Consider the following 23,234-nt stretch of genomic DNA (forward strand, 5'->3'; position numbering starts at 1 on the left):
CTTTGTATAAAAGGACTAACACCTCGTCTAAACTGAAAAAAGACGAGGTGTTTTTGTATGAAAATCAAGAAGAGAATGATTATCATTTTATTATGCTTTATATGTATGATGCTTGTATTACTTGGCAGGCTAGCACAGATACAACTTATAGCCACGGAATCATTTACGAAGAGGCATATAAATTTACTTGAAAAGAGTGTCACCCAACGTACACAAGCTGTCACAGTGGATGATGGTAGGGGGCATTTTGTTGATCGAAATGGGGAAATTCTGGGTGAGGAAAGATACCCAGCTTTAGTTATTTTTCCATTTCTACAAATAAAAAGTGACATGTTAGAGAAAATTGCGCATATCATTGGTGTGTCAAGGCAAGACATAAATCTGCAAATGAAAGGAAAACGAAAACCATTTATATTTCAAAGAGGTGATAAACCGTTACAATTAACGAAAGAACAGATGAAGAAGGTGAATCGTACTGATATGTTAGGTATGGTGGCAACTGAAGTAAAAATAAAACAACCATCTGAAGCGGAGCACCTTATCGGTGTAGTCGGGGAAAATGAGAAGGAATTTAAAAAACGATATGAGGAACTAAAAAAAAAATCTAGCCAAACACCGATTGGTATTTCTGGATTACAGCAATCGTTTGATGAGTTTTTAATGACTGATGGTGAAACGAAAGTACTGTATCAAGTAGATAGGCAAGGAGAACCGATTTTTGGAAAACGCGCGAAATATACATCTCCTGGAAATCCTTTTTATCCCGTTACGATTCAAACAACGATAGAAAAATCGTTGCAACAAAAAGCTGAAGAAATCGTGCAGAAACATGGACTCAAGAAGGGTGGATTAGTATTACTTGATGTTAAGGTGAGTGAAATTGTAGCAATGGTGAGTAAACCGTCCTTGCAGATGAACAATCAAAATACATATAAAAAAAGAATAGAGAATCAAATGCTAACACCGCATTTTCCTGGTTCTGTCTTTAAAACAGTTATTGCGGCTGCAGCAATTGATAATGATATAATTCAATCCCATCGTAAGTTTAACTGTGATACAGATCCGTACGGCGAAAATCCCCCCCAGGTTATGATGGGAAAGTTAAGCTTTACAGAGAGCTTTGCTAGAAGTTGTAATAGGACATTTGCAGTGCTTGGTGACGAATTGATGCAAAAGGATAAACATGTAATGGAAACGTATTTAGAGGCGCTAGGAGCAAGTAGGACGGTAGGATGGCAAGGACAAGTGTTTCATACACATGACTTTAAACAATTGTTAGAAGAGAAAAAAGCAACCGTTTGGAATGGGGAAGAAAATAAGGGGAGTCATAAAGCAATCGCTCAAACGGCCATTGGGCAAAAAGACGTAAAAATATCTCCTTTAGCCGTTGCAAATATGATGGCGACGATTGCGAGGAATGGTGAAAAGAGAGAAGTAAAAGCTGTAAAAGAAATACGTTACAAAAATGGAACAAAATTTTTGAATTTTGAAGACCATAAACTGGAAGGGCAACAACTCCCTTATAGTACAATGAAACAAGTACAATCCTTGTTAAGGAAAGTCGTAACGATGGAACAAGGCACGGGTGCGACTTTTCAGTCATTACCGCTATCTATTGCCGGAAAATCTGGGACGGCACAAACAGGAAAAGGGGAGCGTGTAAATCGCTGGTTTGCGGGGTATTTCCCGTACGAAAACCCGAGATATGCGCTAGTAGTTGTTGATTTAGAAACGAATAATAAAGAAAATACTGTAACACCGATTTTTAAAGAATTTGTAGAAGAGATTTCCCGCTTGGAAAACAGAAGGTAATCTTGCAATTTATTATCAAATGTTTTCATTTCGTGAAAATATCACTGTAGTTGTTCAACCTTTTAAGATTTAATGTTACAATAGCAAGTAGGAAAAACTGCATGGAGGTTTGAAGAATGGCAGGAGGATCTAGATTTCAAAAGAAACAACAAAAACGTCGTCAAAACGGTGTTTTAAATATTGCAATTGCTATCGTGTTGTTAGCAGTCCTTGTTGTAGCGTACCAAGTATTCTTTACTTCTGATACAACAGAACAAGCGTCTTCTCAAGACAAAAAAGTATCTCAGGAAACGAAGAAAGAAAATAAAGCTGAGAAAAAGAACGAGAAAGAAGAACAAGCGAAAATAGACGAACAGAAGAAAAAAGAGGAAGAAGAGAAGAAAAAGGCTGAAGAAGAGAAACAAAAAGCTGAGGAAGAAGCAAAAGCAAATGAAAAAGTACCAGCTGAAAAAACACAGTCAAACGCAACAGATGCGTACACAAATCCTTCTTGGAAGCCGGTAGGTACAACGCAAGGTGCGACACCTGCGATGACATTTAAAATAGGCTCAGCAGATTGGAATGAAATGAAACAAGCAATTTCCTCTGCAATTGAGGTTCCGGTGGAGCAACTAACTGTTCATCGTATTGGAAATAACGGTAAGCAAAAAGCATACGGTAACGTCCAAGATAAACAAAGCGGTAAAAGATATTATGTAAATATTGATTGGGTAGAAAATGAAGGCTGGAAACCAGTCCTTGTTCAAACTCTAAACTAAAAGAGAGAGGTTCTCATAACCTCTCTCTTTTTTATTAGCGTAATTTTTTTAATTTGAAATGAACGACTGCACTATAATAAGGTCTCTTGCTTTCAGGATCCATAACCATTTGATGAGAAATATGATGAACTTCCAGCATAAGTGCTTTGTTATTGTCAATTTGCTCATTAATTTTCTTTTCTAAGGAAACTAAGTTTGATGCTTCAAAAAATTCTACTTTATCTTCCAGCATTTCAAAGGTAAATGACACAAAAAACGCTCCTCTCCATATAATCAAGTTAAGTGTAGCAAAGAAAAGAAGGAAATACCATTTTCGTTTCAATTGACATTTTCGTAAAGAAAGCATATCATACTGATAAAACCGATAAGAAAAAGGGGAATTTTATATGGGTACAGAATTTAACGGTTTATTTGATGAGTGGGCTCATACGTACGATTCATTCGTACAAGGCGAAGATATACAATATAAAGAAGTTTTCGCTCGTTATGAGGAGATTTTAGAGGATGTAGTAAATAAATCATTTGGAAATGTATTGGAATTTGGTGTTGGTACTGGCAATTTAACAAATAAATTATTACTTGCTGGTCATACTGTTTATGGAATAGAGCCATCACGTGAAATGCGTACAATCGCAAAACAAAAGTTGCCAGAAGGATTTTCAATTACAGAAGGAGATTTTCTTTCTTTTGATGTTCCGGGTTCTATTGATACAATTGTAAGCACCTATGCGTTTCATCATCTAACAGATGAAGAAAAAGATGTGGCAATTGCGAAATATAGTCAATTGCTTCATAAAGGTGGTAAAATAGTGTTTGCTGATACGATATTTGCAGATCAAGAAGCGTATGATAAAACTGTTGAAGCTGCAAAGCAAAGAGGTTTTCACCAGTTAGCAAACGATTTGCAAACAGAATACTACACACGTATTCCTATCATGCAATCTATTTTTGAAAACAATGGTTTCCATGTAACATTCACGAGATTAAATCATTTTGTGTGGGTAATGGAGGCAACTAAGCAATAGAAAGAGGGATTAGATTGAGAATTGCTGTAATTGGAGCAATGGAAGAAGAAGTACGTATTTTACGTGACAAATTAGAACAGGCAGAAACAGAAACTGTCGCAGGTTGTGAATTTACGAAAGGACGATTGGCAGGACATGAAGTAATCTTGTTAAAGTCTGGTATTGGTAAAGTAAATGCAGCGATGTCAACGACAATTTTATTAGAGAGATATCAGCCTGAAAAAATAATTAATACAGGTTCAGCTGGTGGATTCCACCAATCTTTAAATGTTGGGGATGTTGTCATCTCAACAGAAGTTCGCCATCATGACGTGGATGTAACTGCGTTTGATTATGAATACGGTCAAGTGCCGGGGATGCCACCAGGATTTAAAGCTGATGAAGCATTAATAGCACTAGCAGAGAAATGTATGAAATCAGAAGAGGATATTCAAGTTGTGAAAGGAATGATTGCAACAGGAGATTCATTTATGAGTGATCCAAACCGAGTTGCAGCAATCCGTGATAAATTTGAAAATCTTTACGCAGTAGAAATGGAAGCAGCAGCGGTTGCGCAAGTATGTCATCAATATAACGTTCCATTTGTAATTATTCGCGCACTTTCTGATATTGCTGGTAAAGAATCAAATGTTTCATTTGATCAATTTTTAGATCAAGCAGCTCTTCATTCTACAAACTTTATTGTAAAAGTATTAGAAGAGTTAAAGTAATGTAACAAAAAGGCAACTGTTTCATATACAGAAGATACATACAGTTGCCTTTTCTTTATTGGCAAATAAGGAGGAGAACACGATGAAGGTGTATCGTGGGGTTCATGAATTAATCGGTCATACACCGATTGTAGAAATTACTCGTTTTTCACTTCCAGAGGACGTTCGTTTATTTGCAAAGCTTGAATTTTATAATCCAGGTGGAAGTGTGAAAGATCGCTTAGGAAGAGAATTAATTGAAGATGCATTAGCAAAGGGACTTGTCGCAAAAGGTGGAACAATTATTGAACCGACGGCAGGGAATACTGGGATTGGACTGGCACTTGCTGCACAAGAGCATGATTTACGCGTTATTGTTTGTGTACCAGAGAAATTTAGTATTGAGAAACAAGAGCTCATGAAAGCACTTGGTGCAACGGTTGTGCATACACCTACTGAACAAGGGATGACGGGTGCAATTGCGAAGGCAAAAGAATTAGTAAAAGAAATTCCAAACTCATACTCTCCAAGCCAATTTGCAAATGAAGCAAATCCACGTGCCTATTTCAAAACATTAGGACCTGAGCTGTGGGAAGCGCTAGATGGAGAGATTAACATATTTGTGGCAGGTGCAGGTACTGGCGGTACATTTATGGGAACTGCGTCTTATTTAAAAGAACAAAACCGTGAGATTAAAACGGTGATTGTAGAACCGGAAGGATCTATTTTAAATGGTGGTGAAGCAGGTTCACATGAAACAGAAGGAATCGGTCTTGAATTCATTCCGCCATTTTTAAAGCCATCATATTTTGATGCAATTCATACTATTTCTGATCGAAATGCATTTAGACGTGTGAAAGAGTTAGCGCAGAAAGAAGGACTTCTTGTAGGTAGTTCCTCGGGAGCGGCATTTCATGCAAGCTTATTAGAGGCTGAAAAGGCAAAACCAGGTACAAACATTGTAACGATTTTTCCAGATAGCAGTGAGCGTTACTTAAGTAAAGATATATACAAAGGGTGGGAATAAAAATGAGAGCAAAAACAAAGTTAATTCATGGTATTCGCATAGGAGAACCTTCAACTGGATCTGTAAACGTACCAATTTATCAAACAAGTACGTATAGACAAGAAGCGGTTGGTAAACATCAAGGATACGAATATTCACGCACAGGAAATCCAACACGTGCAGCATTAGAAGAAATGATTGCAGTACTAGAAAATGGTCATGCGGGATTTGCATTTGGATCAGGGATGGCTGCTATTACAGCAACGATTATGTTATTCTCAAAAGGAGATCATGTCATTTTAACAGATGACGTATACGGTGGAACATATCGCGTGATTACAAAAGTATTGAATCGCTTCGGCATTGAGCATACATTTGTTGATACAACGAACTTAGACGAAGTAGCAGAAGCAGTTCGTCCGAATACGAAAGCAATTTATGTAGAAACACCAACAAATCCACTATTAAAAATTACAGATATTAAGCAAATTTCCACATTTGCAAAAGAGAAAGGTTTACTAACAATTATTGATAACACATTCATGACGCCTTACTGGCAGTCACCAATTTCTTTAGGAGCAGATATTGTGCTTCATAGTGCAACGAAATATTTAGGGGGACATAGCGACGTTGTTGCCGGACTAGTTGTTGTTAATAGCGCGCAATTAGCAGAAGATCTTCATTTCGTTCAAAATTCAACAGGTGGCATTCTTGGACCACAAGACAGCTTCTTATTACTTCGTGGTTTAAAAACATTAGGAATTCGTATGGAAGAACATGAAACAAATTCACGCGCGATTGCTGAGTTTTTAAACAATCATCCAAAAGTAAATAAAGTATATTATCCAGGTCTTGAATCTCATCCGAATCATGCATTAGCAAAAGAACAAGCTGGTGGATATGGTGCAATTATTTCATTTGATGTAGATAGTGAAGAAACGTTAAATAAAGTACTTGAGAAATTGCAATACTTTACACTAGCTGAAAGTTTAGGAGCAGTAGAAAGTTTAATTTCTATTCCATCTCAAATGACACACGCATCGATTCCAGCAGATCGCCGTAAAGAGTTAGGAATTACAGATACATTAATTCGTATTTCTGTTGGTATTGAAGACGGTGAAGATTTAATTGAAGATTTAGCACAAGCATTGGCATAATGGAAGGAGCACTGCTGAAGACGGCAGTGCTTGTTCTTAAATTGATTTGTGAAATATTTCACAAATCAGACACACACAATGAGAAATATTTCGTGTATAGTAAAATCATGAAACGAGGTGCTTCACATATAAATTTGTGAAAAATTTCACAAACAATAGGATTCATGTAGGGAAAGTAACTCTATTTTTTTACGTTAATAGGGACTTATTAAGACCCTTATGGCTAAATTAAGTCCCTATAGCAGAATAGGAGGAATTTACATGGTAGTCAAAGAGAAAGTTGTAAATGAAATGCACGAAGTAACAGAAATGATTGATACGTTGGTAAAGAACGGTCAGAGGGCTTTACAAGCATTAGAAGATTTTACACAAGAACAAATTGACAACATTGTACATGAAATGGCACTTGCGGGTGTAGATCGACATATGCCACTTGCAAAAATGGCTGTTGAGGAAACGGGCCGCGGTGTATATGAAGATAAATGTATCAAAAATATTTTTGCGACTGAATACATTTGGCATAGTATGAAAAAAGATAAAACAGTAGGAATCATTCATGAAGATCCTCATGAAGAAATCATAGAAATTGCAGAACCAGTCGGTGTAGTTGCTGGGGTAACACCAGTCACGAATCCAACTTCGACAACGATGTTTAAAGCTTTAATCGCAATGAAAACAAGAAATCCAATTATTTTCGCGTTTCATCCATCGGCGCAAAACTGTTCGGTCGCAGCAGCCAAAACGTTACGTGATGCAGCAGTGAAGGCAGGTGCACCGAAGAATTGTGTGCAATGGATTGAAAAACCGTCTGTTGAGGCGACAAAACAATTAATGAATCATGAAGGTGTTGCGCTTGTTCTAGCAACTGGAGGCGCAGGAATGGTGAAATCAGCGTATTCTACTGGTAAGCCGGCCCTAGGTGTAGGACCAGGAAACGTACCTTGTTATATAGAGAAATCGGCACATGTGAAGCGTGCTGTAAATGATTTGATTTTATCAAAGACATTTGATAACGGTATGATTTGTGCTTCTGAACAAGCAATCATTGTAGACAAAGAAATTTACAATGATGTGAAAGATGAAATGATAGCAAATAATTGTTATTTTGTGACAGAAGATGAGCGGAGAAAATTAGAGAAGCTTGTGATTAATGAAAATACATGTGCAGTCAATAGTGATATCGTCGGAAAATCAGCATATTACATTGCGGCATTAGTCGGAATTACAGTGCCAGAAGATACAAAAATGCTCGTTGCTGAAATTAAAGGTGTAGGTGCTGATTATCCACTATCTCGTGAAAAATTAAGTCCTGTACTAGCGTGTATAAAAGCAAGTTCACTTGAAGACGGATTTACATATTGCGAGGGAATGCTAAACTTAGGTGGTTTAGGACATTCAGCGGTTATTCATTCTACAAATAAAGAAGTGCAAAAACAATTTGGTTTACGTATGAAAGCATGCCGCCTTATTGTAAACGCACCTTCATCACAAGGTGGAATAGGTGATATATATAATGCATTTATTCCATCATTAACGCTTGGATGCGGATCATATGGGAAGAATTCTATTTCTCAAAACGTAACGGCAACACATCTATTGAATATAAAAAGACTTGCAAGTAGAAAAAAGAATATGCAGTGGTTCAAATTACCACCCAAAATCTATTTTGAAAAACATGCGACAGGATATTTAGCAAATATGCCGAATATTTCACGCGCATTTATTGTAACGGACCCTGGGATGGTTAAGCATGGTTATGTCGATACAGTAACTCATTATTTACGCAAACATACAAATGATGTGAAGGTAGAAGTATTCTTTGAAGTAGAGCCAGATCCATCAGATGAAACGGTATTTAAAGGTGCCGAAATGATGAGAAGCTTCAAGCCGGATGTGATTATTGCCTTAGGCGGTGGATCCGCAATGGATGCAGCAAAAGGAATGTGGCTCTTTTATGAGCATCCAGAAACAACATTCTTTGGCATTAAGCAAAAGTTTTTAGATATAAGAAAACGGACATGTAAGTATCCGAAACTTGGGAATAAAGCGCAATTTGTTGCGATTCCAACAACATCAGGAACAGGTTCAGAAGTGACACCATTTGCGGTTATTACAGCTAAAAAGAATAATATCAAATACCCGTTAGCTGACTACGAGTTAACACCAGATGTAGCAATTGTTGATCCACAATTTGTCATGACGGTACCACCTCATATAACAGCAGATACTGGTATGGATGTATTAACACATGCCATTGAAGCATACGTTTCTATTATGGCAAATGATTATACAGATGGTTTAGCATTAAAAGCAATTGATCTTGTATTTAAGTATTTACCACGCGCATATAAAGATGGAAATGATGAAGAGGCACGTGAGAAAATGCATAACGCTTCTGCGATTGCTGGAATGGCGTTTGCAAATGCCTTTCTTGGTATTAACCATAGCTTGGCGCATAAAATTGGTCCGGAATTCCATATTCCGCACGGCCGTGCGAATGCAATTTTAATGCCGCATGTTATTCGTTATAATGCAATTATACCGAGAAAACATGCCTTATTCCCAAAATATGAACACTTTGTTGCTGATGAACGTTATGCACATATCGCAAGAATGCTTGGACTTTCAGCGAGCACAGTGGAAGAAGGAGTAGAATCACTCGTGCAAGCAATTATTGCCCTTGGGAAAGGATTAAATATCAATATGAGCATTGCTGGACAAGGTGTGGAACAAGAAGTATTTGAAAGAAGTATACATGAGCGCTTATAAAGGTGTATAGAAAATTTGGAAGGGCCGTTTCATAACGGCTCTTTTTACTTTGGAAAACTTCTCCCTCATTGGCTGTATTTACTTGCCTTAAAAGCTATTAGAATATGATAGAGTGAGAGGGAGGAGTGGTAGAAGTATGAAAGAATTACAGCAGAAAATAGCAGATTATATTCGCTTCGGTCAAGTTCTTCTTGCACTAGCCACATTTTTAATGATTGGCCTATTGATTCCAACTGAAGGAAGAGAAACTGTACAATCCTTTGCGATGATGGGGGTTATCGTTTTATTTTTAGGGGTGTCATTTTTCTTTTTCAAGCGTGTTAAAGCGCTGCGTGATAGATTAGAGGAGAACGAATATGAATCAAATTGATAGATGAAACGCTACGAAAAGAGTGTATCTTTTTGTAGCGTTTTTTTGTATAAATAAAGTTTTGTAGAAAATGTATGCGCTCGATATTGATAATGATAATCCTTATCAATTAAAGTAGAATAGTAGTTAATGATTATCATTATCAATTAGATGCGAAGAAATGAAAAAGTATATAACACTGTTTACAGTGATTTGTTCTATTTTTTTCTTACTGATTGGTTGCAGCTCAAAAGAGAACGAAAAAGCGTCTGCAACAAAAACAGACAAAGGAAAAAAACAAATCGAGATTACAGATTTCTCAGACAGAAAAGTAACATTTGAGAAAGCGCCAAAAAGTTTTGCTACATTGAGTGTGGGAGATATGGATATTATTCATGCATTAGGTGGCAACATTATTGGTCGTCCAGATACGAAATTACCACTTTCAGATGAGCTAAAGAAGGTACAAGTAATTGGGAATGCGCATCAACCAAACTTTGAGCAAATTGCTAGCTTAAAGCCAGATCTTCTTGTAGCAAATAACGGATTTCAAAAAAATATCCCAACGATTGAGGGGCAAGGTACAAAAGTAATGATTTCCTCTGCAAACTCCGTAAAAGATATTCAGAAGAGTATTAACATATATGGAACGCTAATGCAGAAAGAAGATAAAGCAAAAGAATTAAATCAAAAAATAAATGATCAAATGAAAAAATATGAGAAAAAGAGCGATGTAAAAGCATTGTTAGTTTACGGAGCATCAGGCACATATTTAGCAGCACTACCAAACTCTTTATCAGGCGATATTTTAGAAAAAACAGGTGGTAAGAACATTGCTGCTGAGTTTCCAAAAATGAAAGAATATCCGCAGTACGCACAATTAAGCGTAGAACGTATTATTGAAGCGAATCCAAATGTGATCTTCTTAATTACACACGGCGACCCTGAAGGTGTAAAAAAAGCATTTGAAGGGGAAATGATGAAAAACGAGGCGTGGAAAAATTTAGAGGCAGTGAAACAAAACCGCGTGGTTATTTTACCGCCTAATTTATTCGGTTCAAATCCTGGAACAAAAGTAACGGAAGCAATGGACTTTATGTATAAAAGTATACAAGATGTAAGGAAATGATGAACATGCAGAGTGATGCAGTAGTAAAAAAACAGGCACACCCTTTTGCAAAGAAAAGATGGATCTTGACGGTTAGTTTAACTTCATTAACCGCCCTTTCCCTTTTTTATGGACTTGTTGCAGGGAGTTTATCCTTTTCATTGCAGGACATTGTAACGGGTATACAAGATGAAAATTCGACAGTACACCGAATTGTGTGGGATCTTCGAATACCACGTGTACTCGTTGGATTTATTGTAGGAACATGCTTAGCCGCATCGGGGTCTTTATTGCAAGGGGTTATGCGAAACCCCCTTGCTGATCCTGGGATTATCGGGGTTTCATCAGGAGCGGGTCTCGTTGCAATTGTTATTATGATTTTATTTCCACAACATATGGCATTTCTTCCACTTGGCGCATTTTTAGGAGCGTTTATTACAGCGATGGTGATTTATGCTTTATCATGGCAAAAAGGAGCACCACCTTCACGCATTGTATTAGTTGGTGTTTCAATAAATGCGTTAATCGGCGCGGCAACTTCAGCACTAATGTTACTTCACAGTGATAAAGTGCAATCTGTATTACCGTGGCTTGCAGGTGGAATTGGTGGTGTGAGCTGGGCGCATTTTAATATGATTATTTATTATGCAATCTTCGCCATTATTTTGGCTTTTATGGGCATTAAACATATTCGCGTGCTTATGCTCGGAGATGAAATGGCAAAGTTACTTGGGCATAATGTAGAACGTAGTCGTTTTTTCTTAATCGTAGTAAGCACACTATTAGCTGGAATTGCGGTAAGTGTTTCTGGACACTTATTGGGTTTGTGGGATTAGTAGTTCCACACATGTTGCGTCTGTTAGTCGGAAATGATTATCGGTATTTATTACCGTTATCTTGTTTAGGCGGTGGGGTGTTACTTGTTTTTGCAGATGCAATTGCGAGAAGTTGGTTTGATCCGATTGAATTACCTGTTGGAATATTACTCTCCTTCTTAGGGGGACCATTCTTCTTGTACTTAATTTAGAGAGGAGGAAAACAACGTGCTTTTCGTTAAAGAGGTGTCTTACGCGTATTCAGAACGATTTCAAATTCAAAATATGAATATACATATTAAAGCTGGTGAAATAGTGAGTTTAATTGGTCCAAATGGTTCAGGAAAATCTACACTGTTACGGTTAATAGCAAGGTTGCTTGATCCCGGAATGGGCGAAATTATTTTGGATGGGAAAAATATTCACAGTATGAAAAGTGCAGATGTTGCAAAGAAATTAGCGATGTTGCCACAAATGCAAGATCACCAGTTAGATTTAACTGTGAAGGAATTAGTGGAGTTTGGAAGACAACCTCATAAGTCATGGAACAGCCGATTAGGTAAAGAAGATGAAGAAATTGTTACCTGGGCATTATCTGTTACAAAACTAGAAGGATATGAATACCGGCTTTTGCAGTCTTTATCGGGCGGAGAAAGACTGCGTGCTTGGATTGCGATGACACTCGCGCAGCGCACGAATGTTTTATTATTAGATGAGCCAACAACTTTTTTAGATATCGTCCACCAATTAGAAGTAATGGAACTGGTCAAACGATTAAATGAAGAGTTTGGTATGACGATTGTAATGGTCCTTCATGATATTAACCAAGCGGCTCAATATAGCGACCGTTTACTTGTTTTAAAACAAGGAGAAATCCAATATGATGGGATGCCGGAATGTGTATTATGTCACCAAATGTTTCAGCAAGTCTTTGGAATTGAGGTTGACATTTTTCAAGGAAGAGAAAAACCATTTTTTACACCAAAACGAATTTGTAAAAAAGGAGAAGAGCGATGCAAACAGAAGAACGTATTACCAATGAATTAGTAAGGGAATTTGTTATGGCAGCTCATGGTGATTTAGAGAAGGTTCAGGAGCTTTTAGAAGAATCCCCAAGTTTACTTCATGCTTCTTATAATTGGGGCGGAGCAGATTGGGAAAGTGCTTTAGGTGCAGCAGCACATGTAGGTCGTAGGGATATTGCTCTTTATTTATTAGAAAAAGGAGCGCGTATGGATATTTTTGCAGCGACTATGCTTGGAAAACTTGAAATTGTTCAAGCAATTTTAGTGACACAGCCAGAAGCCTTGTACGCATCTGGTCCACATGGTATTCCTCTTCTGCAACATGCAAGAATGGGCGGTGAAGAAGCACATGGTGTTTTTGAGTATTTAGCGGCTCGTACTTAAATTACCATAGATTGTTCTTATGTGTGGTAAACCTTTCACTTGAAAGATTGGAAGGTTTACCGCCCGTTAGAACGGGATAAATACCTAGTATAGAAATGAAAAGCCTACACCCCCCTCAGTTGTAGTTTTCTTTATACTAGTTATGATATGGATGCAGTAGACAAGTCTTTGTCTACTGTCTTTTTTATTACGAAATTTTTCTGCATTGTCTGTTGCCTCGTTTATAATAGATGTAAAAGTTACCATATATTTTACATTCTGGAATGTATGTAGGCAAAGGGGGGAGAGGGGATATGTTCCATACAGATCGTTTACAATTTCGCAAATATACAATGACCGATTTAGATTTTTACGCTTTTTTATGGGGAAATGAGAAAGTGATGCGCTATATTGGGAATGGCACTCCTAAAACATATACACAATGTAAAAAAAGCCTTGAAAGCTGGGTTCTTCCTAGTTATAAAAACGGCTTAGGACTATTTTTAATGATTGAAAAGGATACAAATACACCAATTGGTCACGCAGGTCTTATTCGGCAACAAGTAGATGGTAAAGAGGAAATTGAAATTGGTTATTGGCTTCTTCCTGAATATTGGGGAAAAGGGTATGCGAAGGAAGCGGCATCAGCTTTTCGAGACTATGGTTTCCAGGCATTAGGGTTAAACAAGCTCATTTCTCTTATTAATCCCAATCATCCTGCTTCTATTTTTGTTGCTAGAAAAACAGGACTCAGTTATGAAAAAACAGCATCATTTCATGGGGTAGATGTTCTTGTATATGCTATTAAGAGAGCAAGGTGAAAATTTCTCCATCTTTTCCCCCTTTTTAAAAGGTAATATCTAAATCTTAAAGAATAGTATATAACAATAAAAGGGGGAATGGGATGTATATTTATCATAACGGACTTATTATTCGAGAAGGAACGACAGGTGTACCAGCTTATGCAATTAAAAGTTTATTTGAGGATGCAGGCTGGAGTAATAATAGCATTCCATCTTGGCAAATTGAAAAATTTACGATAGCATTTGAAAACTCTACATGGGCTTTTACAATTTGGGATGATGAAGAAATGGTTGCAATGGTTCGCGTGATTTCTGATCAGATCATGGCTGCCAATATTATGGACTTAGTTGTGAAGTGTGAATATAGAGGAAAGGGATTAGGAAAGAAGCTCGTTTCCCTTTGTTTGCAGAAACTACCGCACGGAGATTGGTTTGCACATACTTCTGCTAACAATTTTGATTTTTATCGCAGTTGTGGGTTTGAGGTACGAGATTTATCACAAAATGGGACATGTGCTTATTATGGTTACCATGAAGCAAAAAAACAGGGGCATAGATAGAATAATGAAACTATAAAATGAACAATCATTCATTTTATAGTTTTTTTGTGTTATTATAAAGAAAATTCAGAAATTTTCAAAGGGGGATAAAATTGAATATTAAAGTAGGCGATACATTGCAGTATGAAAGAACATTTACAGAAGAAGAAGTTCTCGAGTTTGCAGACCTTACAGGTGATAAAGGGAGACATCATATGGAATATGACGAGCAAGGACGTTTAATGGTTCATGGCTTATTGACTGCAAGTATAGGAACGAAAATTGGTGGGGATTTGCATTACATAGCAAGAGAACTAGTAAGTGAATTCATCAGGCCTGTTTTTACTGGAGATACAATTACTTGTGATGTAACTCTTACAAGTATGGAACAAATGGAAGGATATAAAAAGGTGTCGATAAAATCGGTGTATCGTAATCAAAATGGAAAAGAGGTATTAATAGGATCAAGCTATGGAATTATACGAGAATAATACAAAAAGCCTGTTTTCAAAACTGAAAAACAGGCTTTTTGCATTGTTTTTTAATATACACGTTTTCGATTTTCAGCATGGCTGGAGATAAGTAATAATGCAGCCTCATCACCAATGTTACGTACAATATGTGGTACGCATGCGCTCCAAGAAAAAGAGTCTCCTTCTTCGACAATTGCGATATCTTCTCCATGCTGCACTTCTAATTTCCCGCGTAAAACAAGATGACATTCTTCACCTTCATGAGCATTCGGTGTGTTCTCTTTCGGGAAACCGATAGGGATTTCTACTAAAGATAAGCGAAGGCCACCTTGTTCAGCGACATGTTCAATCTTCTGTTCATCTTTTCCATATACACTGTATTTTCGTTCTTCTTTTTTAACAATTTTCATGCGATCTTTTTGCTCAAGTAATAGGTAAGGAAGAGGGACATTTAAAAAATTAGAAATTGTTTCTAAAGTTGAGATAGATGGAGAGGTTTTGTTGTTCTCGACTTGACTCATAAAACCTTTAGAAAGCCCTGTTCCTTCGCAAATTTGAGCGATCGTTATACCTCTGCGTTGGCGAATTTCACGTATTGCAGAACCGATATTCATACGAATCAAGCTCCTTTTTGTAGACAACTATTTGTATCATAGCAAATATTTTTCATTTTTTCTCAAGAAAAATGAATTGACGAATAAAAAAATTTATTGTATGTTTTGTAATGTAAATAAAAGTTCTGTATAACAAAACTATAAAGGAGAGAATAAAATGAATCAACATATTGGTAATTTAATTATTCGTATCGTATTAGGAGTAACATTCTTTATGCATGGTTTGGCAAAGTTCCAATCGGGCATTGATAATATTGCAGGATGGTTTACAAGTATTGGTCTACCTGGAGCTCTTGCATACGGCGTAGCGACAGTAGAATTAGTTGGTGGTCTATTATTGATTATCGGTTTAGGTGTACGTTATATTGGATTATTATTCGCACTTATTTTAGTTGGAGCTATTGTAAAAGTAAAATGGTCTGCTGGTCTATTAGGAGATGGAAAGAATCCAGGATACGAATTAGACCTTGCATTATTAGCAATGGGACTTTACCTATTTGTTGCTAAAGCTGAAGGTTTTGTAGATAATTTCTTAAAAGCAACTGTATTCAAAAAAGACTAATCGAAATGGGGGCATAACAATATGAGCTTTCAACTTCATCCCAATACAACACTTGGTTTGGTTCATTTATATGTATCGAATTTACAACAGTCTCTAGCATTTTATACGGATGTATTACGACTGAAAGTGGTAAAAGAAGAAGAGAATATCGCTACACTTGGCAATGAAAATAATGAGCCACTTCTTATAATAGAGGAGAAAGAAGATGCTCTTCCAAAACAAAGAAGTCGCACTGGTTTATATCACTTTGCAATCTTACTACCAAGTAGACAAGGTTTAGCAAATGTTCTTCGTCACCTTGTGCAGAAAGTATATCCGTTACACGGCGGGGCAGATCATTACTTTAGCGAAGCGATTTATTTAGCTGACCCAGATGGAAATGGAATCGAAATTTATCACGATCGTCAAAGAGAAGTGTGGCGTGATGAAAAGGGAGAGCTGCCGTTTGTTAGCAACCCATTAGATGGTGAAGGATTATTACAACAAGGAAATGAGTGGAATGGATTTCCAAGCGGAACAGTAATGGGACATATTCATTTACATGTTGCTGATTTAGAAGAAGCAAAACGTTTTTATGTAGATGGGCTTGGATTTGAAGTGACGATCCCAGCTCGAAACGGTGCGTTATTTGTTTCAGCAGGTGGTTATCATCATCATGTTGGTTTAAATACATGGCAAGGTGAAGGTGTGCCGCCCCAAATGAAAAATTCTGTCGGCTTGAAATATTTCACAATTGTACTAGCAGATGAAAAAGAAAAAGAGCAAGTATGTGAAAGCTTAAAATATATTGGCGCGGTTACGACGTACAAAGATGGAGTATTACAAGTCGAAGATCCGTTTGGTCACTGTATTCACTTCATTACAAAGAGAGAAGCCTAATTAAGGCTTCTCTCTTTTACTTTCTTATAATTGCTTTTTCATTTTGTAAAAAAAGTTCATTAAACTGCCTTGCGAGCTCAAAATCAAGTTTCGTTAAACCTTTTGCGTTCCATGATGACAAAGTAATAATGACTGCCTTATACTGAATAAGGATAAATGGATGGTGATTATGTTCTTCTGATAGTTTGGCGGCTTCAGAGACAAATTCGACACCTTTTAAGTAGTCGGAAAACATATATTTTCTTTCAATCCATTTTTCATCTTTTACTGTCCATTTATCTAACTTTGCTAATTCTTCTTGTACTTCTTCATCTGTTAGGCGTTGCATTATTTTTCACATCCTTTATTGGAAGTAGAGCAAGACCATTGTTAATCAAGCGTTGTACAGATTCGTTTTCTGTAAAGATAGAGAGCTGCTCTAGTAATGCAGTAGATGCTTGGTGTCCTTTGTTATGCTCTAAAAGTAATTCTAAAATTTCAAGGCGAAGTAACCATTCTTTTGGATAGAACTTATTTAGTACTTCTTGAATGGCTACTAATTGTTCTAGGTGTGAATCTTGTAACACGCCTTCATTTCGAATGCCGCGAACTGTTTGATACATACGATCAAGCTCCGTTAATGTAAGTGGTTCCGGTGTTTCTTCTACTTCTTCATCTACCGGGAAGAATGCAGCTGCATCTGCTGCACCTGGGAATACGGAAGAGATTTTTGCCCCAACCCCCATGTCAAACGCTCCCCATGAAGCATCAAATAATAGACGATCTTTATAAACTACTGTGCAATCTGTAAATGAAATAAGAGTGATCTTCTCATCGTTTTTCACAATATCCGTTACTGTTCCTTTTACATGAACACCGCTGGCAAAGGATAATTCCGCACGATTACCGATGATAATGCCTAGTGACTGTAACTTCTCATCTGTGCAATCCTCAAGTGAAACATTGCCCTGTAATAAGCCAACTGGTGTACCAAAACCATCTTGATGTACAGCTGTAGAATGATTTGGTAATTGCTTATGATTTAGTGCTAACGCTGTCGGTGTATTTGTTTTTATGTAAATGACTTCACCAACATCATTTTGAATCATTTCCGCAAATGTACCTGTAATTTGTAATCCACTACTTAGCTCAGCGGTTGCATTGTTTTCAGAATGAATTGCTTTTTCTAATCCTTCTGCACCACCTGTTTTAAAAGCCATTGTTTCAGAGAACTTCTCAAGTGCTTCTGTTAATTCTTCAAATGACTCGCATACAAATAGCTGAGGCTGCATTTTCGTAACATCATAAGTTGTCTTTGTACAAGCTTCAATTGAGAATGGAACTTTTTCTACGGCGTCTGTTAAGCAATACTTACTTTCACCGACAGAAGAAAGCAGGCCAGCTCCGTAGATTTTAGGGGTGTCCACATCTCCAATTAAACCATATTCGACTGTCCACCAAAAAAGACGAGAAATTTGTTCTGCTTCTGATAAGCCAGAAACAAGCTTTTGTTTTTCGAAAACTTCTTTTTCAGCCGCTGCAACTTCTTCGGGTGTAGAGGTTGGACTTTCTTTTACAATTGTTAAAGTACGAACAGCTTCAAAAGCATCATGCTCTTCTTTCGTTGAAAATGCTTTTGCCCCAATTTGTCCAAATCGTTTTACATATTTTGCATATGTAGAATCAAGTAAAATTGGTGCATGTCCAGCTGCTTCATGAACGATGTCAGGAGCCGGCGTATATTCAATGTTTTCCACTTTACGAATATCTGTTGCGATCGGTAATAAGCCATGCCCTTGGAAATCAAAGAACGCTACGCCAGGGATCAGACCGTCAATTGTTACTGCGCCCCAACCGCTCGGTGCTAAGCACTCATTCATTTCTTCCACCTTTGGAATTGCATCTATATTAATACCAGATGATTGAAGTCCGTTCACATAGGCCGGATGAGCAACATCTTTTAAAAAGTTATGGTTTTGTCTCATAATGTAACGCCACACAGCGTGATTAACTGGTGTGTACTGATCGTAATGCTGCGTGGATACAAATGGTTTTAAATGCGATGGAATTTCTGTTTTCCTTGTCATTAGATACATCCTCCTTTTTTATCTAAAAAAATGCTATCGTTTTATATATATATATCACCCCCTTTCAAATATTATAAGCGCTTATAAAATTTTATCACAAGATTCGGAATTATTTAACATTTGTTTTGTGAGAAACAGAAAAAAGCCCATATCGGAAAATCCGATATGGGCGAAAAAAATGTGGTATCACCCTAGTTGTAGGCAAGAATTTACTTATTTCTCAGTTACTTTACTTCTAAATCAATTATTTCTTTTAATGTTTTCGTATCGACATTTGCTGCAATTTTATTTTCACCCTACTGCTAAATATTTGCCTTTAGCTCTGGGCTAAATTGTTTTTCCTTTTGCAGCATTTTGGCATGTGCGCTCAATGCGCCAAAGCTGGAAAAAACGAGTGCCATACTTAGTAATGCAGTTGTAGTTTTTTTCATTGAAACTCCCGCTAATAAAATGTGCCAACCTTCTCAAAATGTATCGATAATTCTCCCGTATTGATTTGTACAAAACAACATGAATGTTGGTCAAATCATAAATTTGACACGATATCACAAAAAAGTATCTGAAAATTCAAAAAAATTTAAGGTTTTTGTTGATGGAAATGTAAAAATATAGGTTAATTTGTTAGATTTTTATGGATTTTGTATATAGCAGACTAAATGCGAGGGATGCTATGAAAAAGGGAAAGAGGTGAGATTACATCGTGAAAAAAATGATGGCTAATTGCTTTATATCTGTAATTCTATTTTTTCTAATGATGTCAGTTAGTAGCGCAGAGAGTACAGCGATTCAAGTTGCTTTCATTCGTGACCATGATCTTTGGATAAAAATCGATGGAAAAGAAAAGCAAATAACAAAAGGAGAGTACATAACAAAACCTAAATGGTCATATGATGGAAAGTGGATTGCATATGCAAAAGGCGAAGAACAAAAAGAGCTCGAATTGTACCAAGTTGCGGATGGAAAAAAAATTGTTCCTTCTCAAACAGAAGCAACGAATTATCAATGGTCACCGGTAGAAAATATAATTGCATTTGAATTTACAGGTACACTAAATACATTTGATGCCGAGAAGAAGAATGCAACGTTTGAAAATGTATCATCAGGTGTAGGTGATTATGCATGGTATCCGGATGGAAAGAGGTTTCTTGTTTCGTCTGAGGCTCAGTTGCTTCCAACAGGTTGGACAGGAGCGCAGCTATACGAAGTACAAAAGGATGCAGGAATGAATCCTAATAAAATGAAACACCTGTATACATTACCGAGTATGCAGGAGGATTTTCTTGCTTATGTTGCAAGCAATTTCAAGTGGTCTTCAAATGGAAAGTGGATTGCATTTTTAGCTGTTCCAACGGCTTCGTGGTCAGCGGATAGTAATACACTTTGTCTGTTGAAAGCGGATGGAAGTTATTTTGAAAAAGTAGATCAAATGTTATTAAATAGCCAGTGGACACAATGGGCCCCATCGAGAAATATATTGGCTTATATTGAAGGAAGCGGAAGATTTGCGATAGAAAATAAACATTTGAAAATAAAAGAAGTACCTGCTCTTCAGCAAGAAAAATTTACTCCAAAAGGATATGTCGACTGGGATTTTACATGGCATAACGACAAACTAATTACCCTTTCAAGAGCAAAAGAAATGGAGTGGGAAAATGAAGAAGAAAAAAGGTCATTACCTTCTTTATACCAAGTAAATATTCAAATAAATCGGCAACGTCAAATTACAACTCCATCAAAAAAATATGGAGATTACAATCCAGTTTATATAAAAAGTGAAAATCAACTGACATGGGTGCGTTCTGACCGTAAAAAGGCAAATATGTGGTTGGCGAATGGGGATGGAGCAAAAGCGAAGAAATGGATTGAAAATATAGATGTACCCCAGCCGTATTATGAAAAGTGGAATTGGGAGGATGTTATTTCCGTAAAAGAGGATTAACAAAGCCACCTAAAATGTACTTTTAGGTGGCTTTTTCTGTTTAGAGTGTGTAATGATTATTTGTGCGTTTTATTTGGTTTCTTTTTCCCTGGATTGCCTTTACCTTGATGTTTTCTGTTCTGCTCGTCCTTTGCTTGTTTTTCGTGTATTGTGTCTAAAAAATCATTTGAGTTACTCATTGATGAATCCTCCTCAAAGTTTCGTTGTATCCTTTTTTACTATAACCATTTAGGATGGAATCATGAATGTAAATTAAAAAGTTGTATAACTTCGGATAGACTCTTCAGCTTTCATCCAAGGTGCAGAAGTTTTATCACTTGTAAAGAAACTATTTATATATCCCCATATTATCATGCCGATAAAATAAATTACCCAATTCATATTTTGAGTTCCCTCTTTTAAAGATAATATATGTAAAAAAGTTTTTTACATATATTGTCATAATAATTTTCGATTTACATATCAAAACTTTTTTACAGGAATTGAGAAGAAGATAGAGAAAAGTAGAGACTATGAAAAAAGTAATAGTAAAAAAATATACACATTCATTTTGTAGTGGAAGGGGAAACTATGAAGCTTATTTTCATAAGGCATGGGGAAGGAAAACATACAAAGGATTTACCGAGGAGTTTGCAATTAGAGAATCCACCTTTGACGAAAGAAGGCGAACAACAAGCGCTGTTACTCCAAAGTAGTTTACCACTACAAGAGAGCGATGTATTATTTGCAAGTCCCACGTTTCGAACATTACAGACTGCTGCAATATGGAGCTCGCAAGTAATTTGCCGTAAAATAACTCATCCATATATTTCTCCTCGTATTTTTCCTTATCGTGAAGGAGCAAGAACATTACCATGTGACAGGTTGTTAGATACAAAGGTAATTCAAGAGTTATTTCCTAGTTTTTCTTTAAAGGAAAGTTTAAATGATATGTTATGGAATGAAGGGATAAATACGGTTGCAGAGAAGGAATTTCAGAATAGAGCGGATGCGTTCATCAATTGGTGTTGTACATTACAGGCGGAAAGAGTCTATATTGTTTCACATGACGGAACGATTACAGCATATAGACAGTATTTACAAAGTCAGGTGCTAACAAGAGAGGATTTTTTAGAAGAAACAGGTATATATGAAATGAATGTATGAATGAGTGGAGGAGTTCATTTGAATGTTGCATTAGTAGTTGGCGATAATTCAGATTTAGAAGCACAATCGCTGCGAGCGACGCTTGAGTACTTTGGAGCAAGAGTTATTACATATTGGATTGGTCGACCCCGGGATTTGATGGATGTTCTTTCAGGGAAAAGTTTGTACGAAGATATAGAATATATTATTTTTTGTTTTCATGGTGAAGAAGGGGAATTTGTAATGGGAGAATTAGGAGAAGATGTCTATGAGAAAGATGAACCGAGAGGAAACTTTGGTGTCACTGAAATTCAACAATATGCAAAATTGCATAACAAGTATATTATCAATAGCGGATGTACTTTAGGAGATCCAAAACTTGCGACAGCATTTTTAAATAATGGTGTAAAAGCTTATATAGGCTCAACAGATTATGTGGATGGAAATGCGGCACTTATGTTTACAATCCGTTTATTTTACGGTCTTATTAATCATCAAAAAACTGTGGACAATGCATTTCAGGATGCAAACTTGTTAGATGATGAGACTCATACCTTTCAATTATATAAGTAAAATTGAACGTGCTTATCCGAATATAGGATAAGCACGTTTCACATTTACCACACAATTTTTTTACAAAAAAACAGTGAAAATGATTATCAATTATGATATGATATTTTCAAGTTTTTTTACAGGTAATAAAAGTAACTATAAAAATATTAGTTTTTAACGTTTTATGTAATCGTCACAAATTATTCATAATTTACATTTTAAAAATAAGTAACTAATGTTATTATATTACCTGTAACTAAATTAATTACATCTTTAGGAGGAAGATATGGCTATTCAATTTTTAAGAGAGAACAAAGCAGTTTCTTTTGTGTTAGCGGTTATCCGTGTTTATCTTGGATACACATGGCTAATGGCTGGAATCGGTAAACTACAGGGAAAAGGATTTGACGCAACGGGATACTTACAAGGGGCTATTGAAAAATCAAAAGGAGCACAACCAGCGGTGCAGTCTTGGTGGGCATCATTTTTACAAGACTTTGCAATTCCGAATGTAGATCTATTCAACACACTTGTAACATGGGGAGAAATTCTAGTTGGAATCGGTTTAATTGTAGGTTGTTTAACGAAAACAGCTGTCTTTTTTGGCCTTGTAATGAACTTTTCCTATATGTTTAGTGGGTCTCTAGGTGTAAATCCACAAATGGTTATTTTATCTATGTTCGTTTTAGTTGCTGGCATGAATGCTGGGAAAATTGGACTTGATGGCTGGATTGTACCTAAACTATTAGGCTCAAAAACGAAAAAAGGGCAGAAGCAAGCTGCTTAATATATGAAACGGGTATCTC

The 23,234-nt window shown here is 36.6% G+C and carries 25 protein-coding genes and 3 pseudogenes; 21 read left to right on the forward strand and 7 right to left on the reverse strand.

The window, feature by feature from the left end:
* Nucleotides 1–57 precede the first annotated feature (57 nt).
* Together HRG09_RS00825 and HRG09_RS00830 are read left to right on the forward strand one after the other, a co-directional pair.
* Nucleotides 58–1,812 (forward strand): peptidoglycan D,D-transpeptidase FtsI family protein, encoded by a 1,755-nt coding sequence (locus HRG09_RS00825; RefSeq protein ID WP_174098913.1) that lies wholly within the window; start codon nucleotides 58–60, stop codon nucleotides 1,810–1,812.
* A 116-nt stretch (nucleotides 1,813–1,928) separates the two neighbouring features.
* Nucleotides 1,929–2,570, forward strand: a complete 642-nt coding sequence (locus tag HRG09_RS00830; RefSeq protein WP_174098914.1) for a YrrS family protein — start codon at nucleotides 1,929–1,931, stop codon at nucleotides 2,568–2,570.
* Nucleotides 2,571–2,604: 34 nt separating this feature from the next.
* On the opposite strand, the gene HRG09_RS00835 is transcribed toward HRG09_RS00830, so the two are convergent.
* Nucleotides 2,605–2,820, reverse strand: a complete 216-nt coding sequence (locus tag HRG09_RS00835; protein ID WP_174098915.1) for a YrzA family protein — start codon at nucleotides 2,818–2,820, stop codon at nucleotides 2,605–2,607.
* A 136-nt stretch (nucleotides 2,821–2,956) separates the two neighbouring features.
* On the opposite strand from HRG09_RS00835, the gene HRG09_RS00840 reads away from it, so the two are divergent.
* The 13 genes and pseudogenes from HRG09_RS00840 to HRG09_RS00900 all read left to right on the forward strand — a co-directional run bounded on the left by HRG09_RS00840 (nucleotide 2,957) and on the right by HRG09_RS00900 (nucleotide 14,709).
* Nucleotides 2,957–3,595, forward strand: coding sequence for a class I SAM-dependent methyltransferase (locus tag HRG09_RS00840; protein WP_174098916.1), 639 nt, complete (start codon nucleotides 2,957–2,959; stop codon nucleotides 3,593–3,595).
* A 14-nt stretch (nucleotides 3,596–3,609) separates the two neighbouring features.
* Nucleotides 3,610–4,305, forward strand: a complete 696-nt coding sequence (mtnN, locus tag HRG09_RS00845) for a 5'-methylthioadenosine/S-adenosylhomocysteine nucleosidase (protein ID WP_174098917.1) — start codon at nucleotides 3,610–3,612, stop codon at nucleotides 4,303–4,305.
* 82 nt (nucleotides 4,306–4,387) lie between these two features.
* A complete protein-coding gene (locus tag HRG09_RS00850) occupies nucleotides 4,388–5,311 on the forward strand; it encodes an O-acetylserine dependent cystathionine beta-synthase (protein WP_174098918.1) in 924 nt (307 codons plus the stop codon).
* 2 nt (nucleotides 5,312–5,313) lie between these two features.
* Nucleotides 5,314–6,447 (forward strand): bifunctional cystathionine gamma-lyase/homocysteine desulfhydrase, encoded by a 1,134-nt coding sequence (locus tag HRG09_RS00855; RefSeq protein ID WP_174098919.1) that lies wholly within the window; start codon nucleotides 5,314–5,316, stop codon nucleotides 6,445–6,447.
* Nucleotides 6,448–6,708: 261 nt separating this feature from the next.
* A pseudogene (gene adhE, locus HRG09_RS00860) lies at nucleotides 6,709–9,201 on the forward strand (bifunctional acetaldehyde-CoA/alcohol dehydrogenase); the annotation flags it as partial.
* A 151-nt stretch (nucleotides 9,202–9,352) separates the two neighbouring features.
* Nucleotides 9,353–9,586, forward strand: a complete 234-nt coding sequence (locus HRG09_RS00865; protein ID WP_174098920.1) for a YrhC family protein — start codon at nucleotides 9,353–9,355, stop codon at nucleotides 9,584–9,586.
* Between the two features lie 160 nt (nucleotides 9,587–9,746).
* Nucleotides 9,747–10,694, forward strand: a complete 948-nt coding sequence (locus tag HRG09_RS00870; protein WP_174098921.1) for an ABC transporter substrate-binding protein — start codon at nucleotides 9,747–9,749, stop codon at nucleotides 10,692–10,694.
* Nucleotides 10,695–10,699: 5 nt separating this feature from the next.
* A pseudogene (locus HRG09_RS00875) lies at nucleotides 10,700–11,700 on the forward strand (FecCD family ABC transporter permease).
* A 73-nt stretch (nucleotides 11,701–11,773) separates the two neighbouring features.
* Entirely contained in the window at nucleotides 11,774–12,535 is a 762-nt protein-coding gene (locus tag HRG09_RS00880) for an ABC transporter ATP-binding protein (RefSeq protein ID WP_217447886.1), read from the forward strand.
* Complete coding sequence (locus HRG09_RS00885) at nucleotides 12,502–12,897, forward strand: ankyrin repeat domain-containing protein (RefSeq protein WP_174098923.1); 396 nt, start codon at nucleotides 12,502–12,504, stop codon at nucleotides 12,895–12,897. Before HRG09_RS00880 ends, HRG09_RS00885 begins: the two co-directional genes overlap by 34 nt.
* A gap of 293 nt (nucleotides 12,898–13,190) precedes the next feature.
* Entirely contained in the window at nucleotides 13,191–13,697 is a 507-nt protein-coding gene (locus HRG09_RS00890) for a GNAT family N-acetyltransferase (RefSeq protein ID WP_174098924.1), read from the forward strand.
* A gap of 83 nt (nucleotides 13,698–13,780) precedes the next feature.
* Complete coding sequence (locus HRG09_RS00895) at nucleotides 13,781–14,239, forward strand: GNAT family N-acetyltransferase (RefSeq protein ID WP_174098925.1); 459 nt, start codon at nucleotides 13,781–13,783, stop codon at nucleotides 14,237–14,239.
* 92 nt (nucleotides 14,240–14,331) lie between these two features.
* Nucleotides 14,332–14,709, forward strand: coding sequence for a MaoC family dehydratase (locus HRG09_RS00900; RefSeq protein WP_174098926.1), 378 nt, complete (start codon nucleotides 14,332–14,334; stop codon nucleotides 14,707–14,709).
* 50 nt (nucleotides 14,710–14,759) lie between these two features.
* Here the strand turns inward: HRG09_RS00900 and HRG09_RS00905 are convergent, their stop codons facing one another.
* Nucleotides 14,760–15,305, reverse strand: a complete 546-nt coding sequence (locus HRG09_RS00905; protein ID WP_174098927.1) for a helix-turn-helix domain-containing protein — start codon at nucleotides 15,303–15,305, stop codon at nucleotides 14,760–14,762.
* Nucleotides 15,306–15,462: 157 nt separating this feature from the next.
* Here HRG09_RS00905 and HRG09_RS00910 point away from each other — a divergent pair, with 157 nt between their 5' ends.
* Entirely contained in the window at nucleotides 15,463–15,867 is a 405-nt protein-coding gene (locus tag HRG09_RS00910; RefSeq protein ID WP_174098928.1) for a DoxX family protein, read from the forward strand.
* Between the two features lie 21 nt (nucleotides 15,868–15,888).
* Nucleotides 15,889–16,746: a VOC family protein gene (locus HRG09_RS00915; protein WP_174098929.1), complete on the forward strand. Its 858-nt coding sequence runs from the start codon at nucleotides 15,889–15,891 to the stop codon at nucleotides 16,744–16,746.
* A 16-nt stretch (nucleotides 16,747–16,762) separates the two neighbouring features.
* Here HRG09_RS00915 and HRG09_RS00920 read toward each other — a convergent pair whose 3' ends face one another.
* From HRG09_RS00920 to HRG09_RS00930, 3 genes and pseudogenes are all read right to left on the reverse strand, one after another.
* A complete protein-coding gene (locus HRG09_RS00920; protein WP_029427556.1) occupies nucleotides 16,763–17,077 on the reverse strand; it encodes a 4a-hydroxytetrahydrobiopterin dehydratase in 315 nt (104 codons plus the stop codon).
* Complete coding sequence (locus HRG09_RS00925; RefSeq protein ID WP_174098930.1) at nucleotides 17,055–18,812, reverse strand: aromatic amino acid hydroxylase; 1,758 nt, start codon at nucleotides 18,810–18,812, stop codon at nucleotides 17,055–17,057. Before HRG09_RS00925 ends, HRG09_RS00920 begins: the two co-directional genes overlap by 23 nt.
* A 305-nt stretch (nucleotides 18,813–19,117) precedes the next feature.
* Nucleotides 19,118–19,243 (reverse strand): annotated as a pseudogene (locus HRG09_RS00930) (serine protease); the annotation flags it as partial.
* Between the two features lie 320 nt (nucleotides 19,244–19,563).
* On the opposite strand from HRG09_RS00930, the gene HRG09_RS00935 reads away from it, so the two are divergent.
* Entirely contained in the window at nucleotides 19,564–20,751 is a 1,188-nt protein-coding gene (locus tag HRG09_RS00935; protein ID WP_375335741.1) for a TolB family protein, read from the forward strand.
* A gap of 56 nt (nucleotides 20,752–20,807) precedes the next feature.
* Here HRG09_RS00935 and HRG09_RS00940 read toward each other — a convergent pair whose 3' ends face one another.
* Both HRG09_RS00940 and HRG09_RS29325 read right to left on the reverse strand, forming a co-directional pair.
* Nucleotides 20,808–20,930, reverse strand: a complete 123-nt coding sequence (locus HRG09_RS00940; RefSeq protein WP_000071859.1) for a DUF4023 domain-containing protein — start codon at nucleotides 20,928–20,930, stop codon at nucleotides 20,808–20,810.
* 73 nt (nucleotides 20,931–21,003) lie between these two features.
* Complete coding sequence (locus HRG09_RS29325) at nucleotides 21,004–21,132, reverse strand: hypothetical protein (protein WP_262386327.1); 129 nt, start codon at nucleotides 21,130–21,132, stop codon at nucleotides 21,004–21,006.
* Between the two features lie 189 nt (nucleotides 21,133–21,321).
* Between HRG09_RS29325 and HRG09_RS00945 the strand changes: the two genes are divergently transcribed.
* The 3 genes from HRG09_RS00945 to HRG09_RS00955 all read left to right on the forward strand — a co-directional run bounded on the left by HRG09_RS00945 (nucleotide 21,322) and on the right by HRG09_RS00955 (nucleotide 23,215).
* Nucleotides 21,322–21,897: a histidine phosphatase family protein gene (locus HRG09_RS00945; RefSeq protein ID WP_174098932.1), complete on the forward strand. Its 576-nt coding sequence runs from the start codon at nucleotides 21,322–21,324 to the stop codon at nucleotides 21,895–21,897.
* Entirely contained in the window at nucleotides 21,898–22,449 is a 552-nt protein-coding gene (locus HRG09_RS00950; RefSeq protein ID WP_174098933.1) for a delta-aminolevulinic acid dehydratase, read from the forward strand.
* A gap of 265 nt (nucleotides 22,450–22,714) precedes the next feature.
* Nucleotides 22,715–23,215 (forward strand): DoxX family protein, encoded by a 501-nt coding sequence (locus tag HRG09_RS00955; RefSeq protein WP_174098934.1) that lies wholly within the window; start codon nucleotides 22,715–22,717, stop codon nucleotides 23,213–23,215.
* Nucleotides 23,216–23,234 lie beyond the last annotated feature (19 nt).

The organism is Bacillus sp. Xin1 (genome assembly GCF_013314535.1).
Classification (GTDB): domain Bacteria; phylum Bacillota; class Bacilli; order Bacillales; family Bacillaceae_G; genus Bacillus_A.

Bases quoted from the DNA above. Each gene is read 5' to 3' on its own strand.
- HRG09_RS00825 (WP_174098913.1), top strand. From the start codon at position 58: ATGAAAATCAAGAAGAGAATGATTATCATTTTATTATGCTTTATATGT.
- HRG09_RS00830 (WP_174098914.1), top strand. From the start codon at position 1,929: ATGGCAGGAGGATCTAGATTTCAAAAGAAACAACAAAAACGTCGTCAA.
- HRG09_RS00840 (WP_174098916.1), top strand. From the start codon at position 2,957: ATGGGTACAGAATTTAACGGTTTATTTGATGAGTGGGCTCATACGTAC.
- HRG09_RS00850 (WP_174098918.1), top strand. From the start codon at position 4,388: ATGAAGGTGTATCGTGGGGTTCATGAATTAATCGGTCATACACCGATT.
- HRG09_RS00855 (WP_174098919.1), top strand. From the start codon at position 5,314: ATGAGAGCAAAAACAAAGTTAATTCATGGTATTCGCATAGGAGAACCT.
- HRG09_RS00865 (WP_174098920.1), top strand. From the start codon at position 9,353: ATGAAAGAATTACAGCAGAAAATAGCAGATTATATTCGCTTCGGTCAA.
- HRG09_RS00870 (WP_174098921.1), top strand. From the start codon at position 9,747: ATGAAAAAGTATATAACACTGTTTACAGTGATTTGTTCTATTTTTTTC.
- HRG09_RS00880 (WP_217447886.1), top strand. From the start codon at position 11,774: ATGAATATACATATTAAAGCTGGTGAAATAGTGAGTTTAATTGGTCCA.
- HRG09_RS00885 (WP_174098923.1), top strand. From the start codon at position 12,502: ATGCAAACAGAAGAACGTATTACCAATGAATTAGTAAGGGAATTTGTT.
- HRG09_RS00890 (WP_174098924.1), top strand. From the start codon at position 13,191: ATGTTCCATACAGATCGTTTACAATTTCGCAAATATACAATGACCGAT.
- HRG09_RS00895 (WP_174098925.1), top strand. From the start codon at position 13,781: ATGTATATTTATCATAACGGACTTATTATTCGAGAAGGAACGACAGGT.
- HRG09_RS00905 (WP_174098927.1), bottom strand. From the start codon at position 15,305: ATGAATATCGGTTCTGCAATACGTGAAATTCGCCAACGCAGAGGTATA.
- HRG09_RS00910 (WP_174098928.1), top strand. From the start codon at position 15,463: ATGAATCAACATATTGGTAATTTAATTATTCGTATCGTATTAGGAGTA.
- HRG09_RS00915 (WP_174098929.1), top strand. From the start codon at position 15,889: ATGAGCTTTCAACTTCATCCCAATACAACACTTGGTTTGGTTCATTTA.
- HRG09_RS00925 (WP_174098930.1), bottom strand. From the start codon at position 18,812: ATGACAAGGAAAACAGAAATTCCATCGCATTTAAAACCATTTGTATCC.
- HRG09_RS00935 (WP_375335741.1), top strand. From the start codon at position 19,564: ATGATGTCAGTTAGTAGCGCAGAGAGTACAGCGATTCAAGTTGCTTTC.
- HRG09_RS00940 (WP_000071859.1), bottom strand. From the start codon at position 20,930: ATGAGTAACTCAAATGATTTTTTAGACACAATACACGAAAAACAAGCA.
- HRG09_RS29325 (WP_262386327.1), bottom strand. From the start codon at position 21,132: ATGAATTGGGTAATTTATTTTATCGGCATGATAATATGGGGATATATA.
- HRG09_RS00945 (WP_174098932.1), top strand. From the start codon at position 21,322: ATGAAGCTTATTTTCATAAGGCATGGGGAAGGAAAACATACAAAGGAT.
- HRG09_RS00950 (WP_174098933.1), top strand. From the start codon at position 21,898: ATGAGTGGAGGAGTTCATTTGAATGTTGCATTAGTAGTTGGCGATAAT.
- HRG09_RS00955 (WP_174098934.1), top strand. From the start codon at position 22,715: ATGGCTATTCAATTTTTAAGAGAGAACAAAGCAGTTTCTTTTGTGTTA.